The sequence below is a fragment of the Granulicatella sp. zg-84 genome, from assembly GCF_010892375.1.
Taxonomy (GTDB): domain Bacteria; phylum Bacillota; class Bacilli; order Lactobacillales; family Aerococcaceae; genus WM01.
Map to the genome: position 1 here is coordinate 1 of NZ_WNJX01000041.1, position 10,941 is coordinate 10,941.

General features: G+C 32.6%; 12 protein-coding genes. 3 read left to right on the plus strand and 9 right to left on the minus strand.

The window, feature by feature from the left end:
• Nucleotides 1-189: 189 nt before the first annotated feature.
• The 3 genes from GMA06_RS07635 to GMA06_RS07645 form a co-directional block, all read right to left on the minus strand.
• Nucleotides 190-1,383 carry a HAMP domain-containing sensor histidine kinase gene (locus tag GMA06_RS07635; protein WP_163562225.1) on the minus strand — a complete coding sequence of 398 codons (1,194 nt, stop codon included), beginning with the start codon at nucleotides 1,381-1,383 and terminating at the stop codon, nucleotides 190-192.
• A complete protein-coding gene (locus GMA06_RS07640) occupies nucleotides 1,367-2,056 on the minus strand; it encodes a response regulator transcription factor (protein ID WP_163546403.1) in 690 nt (229 codons plus the stop codon). The genes GMA06_RS07635 and GMA06_RS07640 overlap by 17 nt, the downstream gene beginning before the upstream one ends.
• Before the next feature lie 120 nt (nucleotides 2,057-2,176).
• A complete protein-coding gene (locus tag GMA06_RS07645; RefSeq protein WP_163546404.1) occupies nucleotides 2,177-3,085 on the minus strand; it encodes a cation diffusion facilitator family transporter in 909 nt (302 codons plus the stop codon).
• Between the two features lie 263 nt (nucleotides 3,086-3,348).
• Between GMA06_RS07645 and GMA06_RS07650 the strand changes: the two genes are divergently transcribed.
• Complete coding sequence (locus GMA06_RS07650; protein WP_163562226.1) at nucleotides 3,349-3,885, plus strand: hypothetical protein; 537 nt, start codon at nucleotides 3,349-3,351, stop codon at nucleotides 3,883-3,885.
• Nucleotides 3,886-3,997: 112 nt separating this feature from the next.
• On the opposite strand, the gene GMA06_RS07655 is transcribed toward GMA06_RS07650, so the two are convergent.
• The 4 genes from GMA06_RS07655 to GMA06_RS07670 form a co-directional block, all read right to left on the minus strand.
• Nucleotides 3,998-4,300 carry a metalloregulator ArsR/SmtB family transcription factor gene (locus GMA06_RS07655; RefSeq protein WP_163546406.1) on the minus strand — a complete coding sequence of 101 codons (303 nt, stop codon included), beginning with the start codon at nucleotides 4,298-4,300 and terminating at the stop codon, nucleotides 3,998-4,000.
• A gap of 63 nt (nucleotides 4,301-4,363) precedes the next feature.
• Nucleotides 4,364-6,037 carry a ribonuclease J gene (locus tag GMA06_RS07660; protein WP_163546407.1) on the minus strand — a complete coding sequence of 558 codons (1,674 nt, stop codon included), beginning with the start codon at nucleotides 6,035-6,037 and terminating at the stop codon, nucleotides 4,364-4,366.
• Nucleotides 6,038-6,052: 15 nt separating this feature from the next.
• Nucleotides 6,053-6,265 (minus strand): DNA-directed RNA polymerase subunit epsilon, encoded by a 213-nt coding sequence (locus tag GMA06_RS07665; protein WP_163562227.1) that lies wholly within the window; start codon nucleotides 6,263-6,265, stop codon nucleotides 6,053-6,055.
• A 162-nt stretch (nucleotides 6,266-6,427) separates the two neighbouring features.
• A complete protein-coding gene (locus tag GMA06_RS07670; RefSeq protein WP_163562228.1) occupies nucleotides 6,428-6,919 on the minus strand; it encodes a cupin domain-containing protein in 492 nt (163 codons plus the stop codon).
• A gap of 174 nt (nucleotides 6,920-7,093) precedes the next feature.
• Between GMA06_RS07670 and GMA06_RS07675 the strand changes: the two genes are divergently transcribed.
• On the plus strand, nucleotides 7,094-7,525 hold the full coding sequence (locus GMA06_RS07675; protein WP_163546410.1) for a DNA starvation/stationary phase protection protein: 432 nt from the start codon (nucleotides 7,094-7,096) through the stop codon (nucleotides 7,523-7,525).
• A gap of 166 nt (nucleotides 7,526-7,691) precedes the next feature.
• On the opposite strand, the gene mutY is transcribed toward GMA06_RS07675, so the two are convergent.
• Together mutY and recX are read right to left on the minus strand one after the other, a co-directional pair.
• Entirely contained in the window at nucleotides 7,692-8,813 is a 1,122-nt protein-coding gene (mutY, locus tag GMA06_RS07680) for an A/G-specific adenine glycosylase (RefSeq protein WP_163562229.1), read from the minus strand.
• Nucleotides 8,791-9,618, minus strand: coding sequence for a recombination regulator RecX (gene recX, locus GMA06_RS07685; RefSeq protein ID WP_163562230.1), 828 nt, complete (start codon nucleotides 9,616-9,618; stop codon nucleotides 8,791-8,793). Before recX ends, mutY begins: the two co-directional genes overlap by 23 nt.
• 146 nt (nucleotides 9,619-9,764) lie before the next feature.
• On the opposite strand from recX, the gene GMA06_RS07690 reads away from it, so the two are divergent.
• Complete coding sequence (locus GMA06_RS07690; protein WP_163546413.1) at nucleotides 9,765-10,790, plus strand: branched-chain amino acid aminotransferase; 1,026 nt, start codon at nucleotides 9,765-9,767, stop codon at nucleotides 10,788-10,790.
• The last annotated feature ends 151 nt before the right edge of the window (nucleotides 10,791-10,941 follow it).

Below are 10,941 nucleotides of genomic sequence, written 5' to 3' on the forward strand. Positions count from 1 at the left end.
TTAGACATAGGCAATTTCTCCTTATTATTTGGTGGTACTTTTAATTTAAGAGAAAATTGCCTTTTTGTCTACATAAAATTAGGGTTGCTGGCTTATGCCATCAACCCTAAAAATTATACAGCCTTTTAATAACAAGGACCCAGAAATCATTTCACGATTTCTGGGTCCTTGTTGTATGCCTTTTTATGACTATGGTTTTGGGATAGAGCATGTAAATAATACACCGTCAGCTGTATTTTCCGCACTGAGTTTTCCATTATGTTGTTGGATGATTTCATAAGCTAAAGAAAGTCCAATGCCGACACTCGAAGATACAGCTTTTTTACCTCGGTAAAATCGTTCAAAGATATATGGTAAATCTTCTTTATCGATATGGCTTCCTTCGTTAAAAATGTAAATCGTTGAGAAAAAAACGGTGTCCTCAATCGAAATGCGTAATTGTTTGTACATTGGTGTATAGTCAATAGCATTTTTAATCACATTTGATACAGCTTCAGTAATGTAGAATGTATCGGCGTATAATGTTGCACCGTCGGGGTAAGAAACGTGTAGGTCAAGATGTTTATTTGTAATTAGCACATCTAGTTGGGAAAGAATTGAGTTTATGAATTCTTTTGTGTCTATTGTTTCCTTTTTTAGTTTGATGACACCGGCATCTAATCTTGTTAAAAGCAATAATGATTGAATAAGTACATTGATACGATCTAATTGTGGTTCGAGTAATTCTAGTTGTTCGTCACTCCGTTCTTCAACGGGTAGTGCTAGTAGCGTATCTGTGACAACTAGTAATGATGTTAAGGGTGTTTTCAACTGGTGGGAAATATCCGCAATATTTTTAGACAAATAGTCCTTATGTTTTTTTGTCGTCTTAAACTGGAAATGTAGCGCTGTTGCTGTTTGATATAGTTCATTTTTCAATGCAGATAAAGTACCCTCTTTATTCGAACGAATATCGTATACTGTTTCAGAATTAACAAAATGTGAAACGTATTCTTTTAGCTGACCAATTTCTTTATAAAGACTATTTAAATATAATGTCATACAGACAAAAATAAGTGCAGATAAAATAAACCAAATGATGAATAAATATATAAAAATGGTTTCTGGTGCAAAGGACATATTTTTAGGTGCAAATAAATGGTTTTGTAAATTGGAAACTTCTTTTAAAGCGTCTTGTGATAATGGAGCACCATTAAAATAATCTCGGAAACTGCCATTTGTCTGACTAATCGCAAATATCTCTGTGGCAATTGTTTGTAATTGCGTGCGATATAATTGTTGCCAATATATACCTAGTCCAAGAAGCAGTAACAAGATGCAAGCAGATAAGACAAAATATCCATAAAGCCATTTGCGTGCTTCGTGATTATGATAGACTTTCATGAATATCTCCTTTCAAACGATAACCAATTCCGCGTAATGTTTCAATCACGAGTGTATCCGATTCTATTTTTTGGCGAAGTCGTTTTAATGTAACAGTTAAAGTGTTATCGTTGACGAATGTGCCGTCATTATCCCACATATACGCTAAAATTTGTTCACGTGTTAATACTTGGTTAATGTGTTTAAAAAAGTAGAAGAAAAGTTTGTGTTCATTTTTAGAAAATTTAATTGGTTCATTTTCTCCTAGCGGTGTTACTGTTAAATGTTGTGTATCAACTTGTAAATGATGAAGTACACGTATATAGCTAGGCATTTCGAGTTGATAGCGTGAAATAATAGCTTGAATACGTGCTAGAACGATTGGTAAACGAAATGGTTTAGTAATATAGTCTTGGCTACCAAGGTGGAAACTATTGACAATAGTATCTTCCTCATCAATCGCAGATAAAAAAATAAATTTAATATGATTTGGCAGTGTTTGTGCAAAATCAATCCCGTTGCCGTCTGGTAGCATGATATCTAGTAAAGCTAACTGGATAGGTGTATCCGCTATAATGTGTTGAGCTTGTTTGATGTTTGAAGCGATATGTGTTGTATAACCAGCTCTTTGTAAAGCAAATGAAAGCCCATTTGCAATAATTTCCTCGTCTTCTAAAATTAAAATAGAAATCATATGGTCACCTCTCTTCATTTTTATTATAGCATGGAACATATTGAAATGAATAATGAAAACAGGCGAACCGATATTGAGTATCGGTTCGCCCTAGGATTATTTTACGAATTCTCGAGTTTTTTAATGTTCATGATGATGTGAAATCCATTCAATCGTGGAGTCGATCACATGATAATGCTCTAAAATATGTGAAATATCATGTCTTAATGCTTCACTAGGTTGATGTGTATGGATTTTGGCTGTAAACACATGGTGTTCATTATCCAATGTCCAAAAATGAACATCATGGATAGATTCAATACCATGTAGTGCAAGAATATCAGATTTGATTTTTTTTAGTGCTGATAAACTTGGTGTACGGTGCATAATGATGCGATAACTTGTAATAATATTGCTGATAACATTTCTTAATACAATTAAACCAATAACAATGGATAGAATAGAATCTAAAATATACCAATTTGTAAAGAAAATGACAATACTTGTGATAAAAACAGCTACCCAACCTAATAAATCTTCTAATAAATGTGCAAAGACACTTCTATCTAAAATATTTTTAGCACCATTTAATTTCATAGCAGCAATAAAGTTTGCGGCTATACCAAAAATAGACATTAAGAAAATACCACCGGAATTCACAAATTCAGGTTTGAATAGTTTTTGAAAAGCTTCTGTAAAAATAAAAATTGTCCCAGATAATAAAACAACACTATTGATAATAGCACCAACTAAAGATAAGCGTTTATAACCATAAGAATATTTTTGATTGGCAGGTCTTTTGCTTGTCTTTTCTAAAATAAGTGAAAAAACAAGAATAAGTGCATCCCCTAAATCATGAACAGCATCAGATAAAATAGCAGTACTATTAAATAATGCGCCACCGATAAATTCTAAAATAGAAAAGACGAGATTTAATAATGTGGCAACACGTAAATTACTTGCACTGACATGACTATAATCGTGATGATGATGCCCATGTCCGTGTCCATGAGAGTGATTGTGATGGTTATGGTTGTGATGATGTGACATAAAAAGACCTCCGTAACAGTTGAGTGTATGTTCAAATGATACATATAGTATACTTGAGCAATTGTTCAACTGTCAAGAGGTATTTCATTAAATCGTATTGAATACGATTATTATAACATAAAAACATTCATTTTATATATATTTTATTTAAACTATAGCAAAAAAGAAGAAAGCAAACAGGAAATCGCTTGCTTTTTCTAAGGATAGGAGTACAATTAACATTAAAATAGCGTGACAAAATAAATAAAGAAAGATGTGATGATATGTTAAAAGGATTATTACTATTGCTAGTTGCTCTTTTATCAGGCTGTGCGTCTCAAACTCAACAAACGATAAAGCCTCTTGCAGAGGGATTTCAATTAACTGGAAAATATAAGGCAGAAGAAAATAGTAGTATTGAATATATTTGGTTTGAAAATAATAAGATGATATTATCCGTATATCCACTTGATGATAGTCATCACAAAAATTCTAAAAATTTAGAAAAATTAAATCAATTTTCAACGATAGTAAATCAATTTTCTGAAGGGACTACTGAGAAAAACAAAAATCAAAAAATAGATGAGCCAAGTAAACCTACATTTATAAAATATAATAAAGACGTCCCCGGTTATGATGCTAAATATGGTTCATTATACTATGTTTTTTATCATCCAATCGTGAAGAAAACTGTTGGACAAGGAAATGACTGGCAAGTACAATTTGAGTCTAAATATGGAGTGATTGATTGCTTTATTTTTGATGTAACTGATGCAACAACGTTTAAAGATGATACAGGTGTGACTTATCATAAAGAATGAGAACTTAAAAGTGTCTAACTCAAACATTAAATATAAAGAGAATGTATTATAAAAAATTAGGGAACTAACATGGTAACGTGTTAGTTCCCTAATTTTTTATAGTTGGATTAATTTATTCGATATGATGTTCACAATGTTCTTGAATATGATTTAAAGAGACTTCTAATATATCATTGATATGATGGTCATCTAAAGAATATAAGACGAATTTTCCTTGTTTTAAGGATTTTACAAGTTTGGCATCTTTTAATGTTTTTAATTGATGTGAAATAGCAGATATAGACATATCCAATGTTGTTGCTAAGTCGTTTACGAACATTTCTTGTTCTTTCAATGTGTATAAAATACGTAATCGAGTTGGATCGCCCATTATTTTAAAGAGTCTAGAAAGTTTAATTAAATCAGTATTGTCCATTATGATAGACCTCCTTGTTAAAAGAAGCGTTAAATCAATCGGGATATTGATTTAACGCATATTTTATAAGCAAATTAATACCGGCATAATAATTGGTCTGCGTTCGGTTTGGTCGTATAAATAAGGTTGTAATGTATCAATGAATAGTTCGCGTAATTGTTTTTCGTTTAAAGGTTCATTGCTATCTAATACGTCATAAATGGCTTGACGTAAAATAGATTGAGCATCGCTAATCAACTCGCTAGATTCTCTCATGTAGACAAAGCCACGTGATAAAATTTCAGGTCCTGCTAATAAGAAACGTTCTTTTGTATCAATGGTTGCGACAACAATGACTAATCCTTCTTCTGATAAAGTACGTCTATCACGAATAACGACATTCCCAATATCTCCAATACCATTTCCGTCAACATAAATGTCATTGGCAATAAAACGACCTGCACGTCTTGCAGAGTTTGCTGTAACAGCAAGCATTTCACCATTTTCTAAAATAAAGCTATTTTCAAGTGGAACGCCTACTTGTGCAGCTGTTTCTGCGTGTAGTTTTTGCATTCTAAATTCACCATGTACGGGCATAAAGTATTTTGGTTTTAACAAACGTAACATTAACATTTGTTCTTGTTTACTACCATGTCCAGATGTATGAATATTGTTTAGTTTTCCATGAATAACATTTGCCCCAGCAGCATACAATAAGTTAATAACTTTGTTGACACTTGTTGTATTTCCTGGAATAGGCGAACTTGAGAAAATAACTGTATCCTTTGGTTGAATGGAAATTTGTCGATGTGTACCATTGGCAATACGACTTAAAGCAGCCATTGGCTCTCCTTGGGAACCTGTACACAAAATAATCACTTCATCCGACGGATATAAAGAAATATCTCGTCCGTCAATAAAGGTTTCTTTAGGTGCTTTAATGTAGCCTAATTCACGACCCGTGGCAAAAGCTGCTTCCATACTTCTACCGAATACAGCAATTTTTCTACCTGTTTCAATGGCAACTTCTACAACTTGTTGCAAACGTGAAATATTTGATGCGAATGTCGCAAAAATAATACGCCCGTCTATTTTTTTGATAATGTCATGAATGGCATTTCCAACTTCTTTTTCAGATTTTGTAAATCCTGAAATTTCAGAGTTAGTACTATCTCCTAACATTAACAAGACACCTTCGTCACCAATACGTGCCATTTTGTGTAAATCAGCAGGTTCACCAACTGGTGTGAAGTCAAATTTAAAGTCACCTGTTGAAACGATGTTTCCTGATGGTGTTTTAATAATGACACCAAAGGCTTCTGGAATACTATGTGTTGTCAAATAGAAACTAACAGATGTTTTTCTGAATTTAATAACTGAATTAGCATTTACTTCATTTAAAATAGCACTTCTTAGTAAACCATGTTCATCTAATTTATTGCGAATTAAAGCTAGAGCAAGTGGACCTGCGTAAATTGGAATATTTAATTCTTTTAATAAAAATGGGATACTACCAATATGGTCTTCGTGACCGTGTGTAATCACAAGAGCTTTTACTTTATGTTTATTTTGAATTAAATAACTATAATCTGGAATGACATAATCAATACCTAATAGATGTTCTTCTGGGAATTTCACACCACAGTCGATGACAATGATTTCATCTTGAAATTGGACACCATACATATTTTTTCCAATTTCTCCAAGCCCTCCAAGAGCGAAAACACCTGTTTCGTTATTTTGTAAATTGATTTTCATTTCTAGCACCACTCACTAGAAATCAACTAAAGCAAAATCGGGGCTTTTTTGCTCGTATTCTAAGTGTTTTTCATCTAATTCTTGTACAAATTCAATATTGTATGGTGTATTTTCTTCAACACGTTTACGTGCGTCTACTTTTGAAGTTGCGTCAATGTATAATGATTTTGTATGTTCACGACGAGGTGCTTCTGTTTTTGTTTCTTGATAAGTTACTTTAAAAATCATAATAATCTCCTTAAATATTTATATATTTTATGTTATTGAATACAAACGTATCACTTTACATTATAGCATAAAAATGCTTTAAAGTATATTGTTTTAGGGTTGTGTTAAAACAGCTCCTATAACGAAAAACATCACTCATGAAATAAGAGTGATGTTTTTCGTTTATGGCAATACATCATAGGCTAATTGATGAATAATGTCTTTATGTTGAGGATAAATCGCAAGTAATTGTTTTTGTGTAAATAATTCAAAATCGTCATAATCAAAAGCTGGTGTGACACAGCATCCAACAATAGCAAAGTCGTCATCATTGTTACTTTCTACTGTTGAACCAAAAATAACACCGCGAGGTACGGTAAATTGTAAAACATCATGTTCACCTAATCCAAGAGAAACAGTTTTGTATTCTCCATTTGGGAAAATCATGTGTACAGTCAATGGGTGACCTGCATGATAATACCATGTTTCATCAGATTTTAAACGATGAAAATGAGAGGGATTGTTCGTTTTTAGTAAAAATAGGATAGACGTTGCAACAGCTCGTGTCGTTGTTTTCAAAGAAATATTTATATCACTATGATATGTTTTTTTGAAATAACCTCCTTCAGAATGAGGTTCTAAGTTTAATTTTTTAACCCAATCATGTGCATTCATAAGACGCCTCCACGTTTTTTCTATAGTTTAACAAAATTATTCTTATTTGTTAAGTTTATTATCTTATTTGAAATCATTCTAAATAAGAGTTGACTTTTAATAGAACATACGGTAAAATTATCTTATCAATAATAATTCTAAATAAGAATTGTTTATATAAAAGGAGAGTATCAAATGTCAAAAGAAACAGTATTAAATGAATTAGTTGGGAACTTAGGTGTATTATACATTAAACTACATCAACACCATTTTTATGTAAAAGGAGAAGCGTTCTTCCGTTTACACCAAAAATTTGAAGATTACTACAATGAAGTTCACGAACAATTAGATGAAGTAGCAGAACGTCTTTTAATGATTAAAGGTAAACCAGTATCAACATTAGCTGAATTTTTAGAAGTATCTTCTATCAAAGAAGCACCATATACAAAAGAAAAATCTCAAATTGAAATGGTTAAAGAGGTTGTAGAAGACTTTAAAGTTATCGTTTCACTATTAGAAAAAGGTATTGATGCAACAGAAGGCGACCACGTAAGCCAAGATATGTTAATTGGTATTAAAGGATTTTATGATAAAGAGTTGTGGATGTTAGAAGCAACTTTAGGTTAAACAAACTTAAAATAAAGACACTCGAACATGACAAAAATGTTCGAGTGTCTTTATTTTAATATTTGGGATACGTTCGTATTAAAAGTACTGACTAAAAAGGATTATATAAAAGAGAAAAACAGACGTTTATTTTCCTCTTTCGTTTTATAGAGTGCATCCTTTTAGTTTATCTATGCTTTTTGATAAGTGTAAGCATTTTTTGTTGAGGTGTTGGCATAGGGTACTTATGAAACTCACTTGGATGTACCCATATACCTTTTATATTGGCAGGTAGGCCAACTACTTTCACGACATCAATATGCCATTTTAAATGACTAAATAAATGTGTGACAGTTCCAATTTTTTCAAATACTTCATGAGTTCCTTTTTTAGTTGGTTGTTTAACAGGTATAGTATAAGGTTCTTCATTTTCAAAAATATTTAAAGCTGTTTGCTCATACACTTTATTTTCAACCATAGGGAATAGCCACATATTTGCCAATAATCCATTTTCTTCGCGTTGCTGCAAATAAAATTGTCCTTTGTCATTTTCGATAACATAGGCTGTATAATAAACATTTGTTGCTTTAGATTTTTTTGATTTAATGGGGTAAATGTGCATCGTTCCATTTTGATATGCCGCATTAAATTTTTTAATTGGGCTAATCTCTGGTTTAGGATTGGAAGCAGAACAAATATCGGTTCCTAAATCCATAAGAGCTTGGTTAAAATCACCCGGTCTATTTGGGTCGATGAGTTCTTTCATTAAGGCTTCGATAACAGTACGTGTTTTTGGTTGAGCAATATCTAAATTGATTTCAAATAAGCGAGCCATAACACGCATCACATTTCCGTCGACAGCAGGTTCGGGAAGATTGAATGCAATACTTGCAATCGCACCTGCTGTATAAGGGCCAATACCTTTTAGTGCCAAAATATCTTTTAATGTTTGAGGCATTTTTCCATTGTGTAATGCAACCATTTGTTGAGCAGCTTTTTGCATATTGCGAACACGTGAATAATACCCTAATCCTTCCCATGCTTTTAATAAAACAGATTCCGGAGCATTCGCCAAATCTGTAATGGTAGGGAATAGTGTCATGAAACGTGTGTAATAAGGAATAACAGTCACAACTTGTGTTTGTTGGAGCATGATTTCGGACACCCAAATGGCATACGGATCTTTTGTGCGACGCCAAGGTAAATCACGCTTATTCTCATCGTACCATTTTAATAAAGTTTGTCTAAAATCTTCGATTTTTTCCTTTTCCCATAAGATAATGCCATTATCTTTCAATAAATCTGTCATCTTCGTTCTCCATTTTATCATTGATATATGCTCTAATATCATCGTATGAAAAACCTTTTTGATAAAGAGCATTTGATAATTTTTGTTTTAATATATACCCATTGTATGATTTTGCATATCGCTTGTACAAAGTATCTGCATGCTCGTACAGTGCCTCTAATTCATCTTCTTTTGAAACAGCAATATCGACATGTGAAACAGCTTCTTTGGCTACGGCATATGTATAGCCTTTTTGTACAAGATGTTGCGTTGTTTTTTCTAACAATGCTTTTTTTGACATTTTCTTTTGTTTTTGTATATATTTGGACGCAACAGAAATGGCTGTATCTAATTCATCAGGTGAGTAGTATTGTTCTATACCTTCATCAATAAGTTGTGTATCAATACCCTTTTTTTGTAAAGTTTGGATAATGGCATGCTTTCCTTTTTTAGTTGTCGCTAATGTATTTTGAATAAAGGCTTTTACATAAAAAGTATCATTGATATATTTTTCTTTTTTCAACTGGTTAATGGCATTCTCAATAAGTGGTATATGAACATCCTCTAAAGACAGTAATTTATCATACACCTCTTTTTCTGTTCTTAAGCCATAAGATAAATACTGAATGCCTTTTAAATAAACACGTTGATAGTCATTATGAGATAAAATCTCATGCTCAAGGTCATCGGTTAGTACCATACCTTTGTGTAGACGAAATTTAATGAGAGTATCTTCTGAAACACCAAATTTAAATGTGTCATTCACAAAAATATTATAACGATTTTTTTTCTTTTTTTGGACTTCAATCGCAGTAATTGTATTCATGATGTACCTCTTTTCTTATTCATAATGAAAGTATACATGAAGAAGAACATATAACGCTAGTTTGATTAAAATTTGATGATAAAAAATATTGACTTCTATTGATGAAATCCATACAATAAAAAGTAAATCAAGTTGGAGGTAAAAGTATGACGAATCAAGTAAATATTGATTGGAAAAATTTAGGATTTTCTTATATGAAAACACCTTATCGCTATATTTCGTATTGGAAAGACGGTCAATGGGACAATGGGGCGTTGACAGAAGATAATAAAATTTATATTTCTGAGGGGTCAACAGCATTACATTATGGGCAACAAGCTTTTGAAGGCTTAAAGGCCTATCGCTGTAAAGATGGTAGCATCAATTTATTTAGACCAGATCAAAATGCACATCGTCTAAATAAAAGTTGTCAACGTTTGTTAATGCCAGAAGTACCTATGGATAAATTTATTGATGCCGTGAAACAAGTTGTCAAAGCAAATGAAGAGTATATACCACCCTATGGAACTGGAGGAAGTTTATATATACGTCCGTATATTATTGGTGTAGGAGATAATATTGGTGTTGCTCCAGCGCCAGAGTATATTTTTTCAGTGTTTGTTATGCCAGTAGGAGCTTATTTTAAAGGTGGTTTAACACCAACAAGATTTATGGTGACAGAATACGACAGGGCCGCTCCAAATGGGACAGGAGCAGCAAAAGTTGGTGGTAACTATGCGGGTAGTTTGATTGTATCTAAAAAAGCAAAATCGCAGGGATTTAGTGATGCAGTTTATTTAGACCCTGCTACACATACAAAAATAGAAGAAATAGGAGCAGCGAATTTCTTTGGTATTACAAAAGACGGTAAAAAGTTTGTTACACCTAAATCTCCATCTATTTTACCAAGTATTACGAAATACTCTTTATTATATTTGGCAGAGCATCGTCTAGGGTTAGAAGTAGAAGAGGGCGATGTTTATATTGATAGATTGTCAGATTATAGTGAAGCGGGAGCATGTGGAACAGCAGCTGTTATTTCACCAATTGGTGCGATTGAGTACAGAGATAAAATTCATGTGTTTTACTCAGAAACCGAAGTGGGTCCAGTAACACGCCGCCTATATGACGAATTAGTTGGTATTCAATATGGTGATATTGATGCACCAGACGGTTGGATTGAAAAAGTATAAAAGTCTACGATAAATATAAATAAAGGCTCTTCGTCAAATTGTGTTGGTGGAGAGAAATAGTGAGTATGTTGGTAGTGAATGGCATTAACCATTCACTACCTTTTTCACATTCTTTTTCTGCCACTGAGAATGGTGTTGTATGATTAAAATA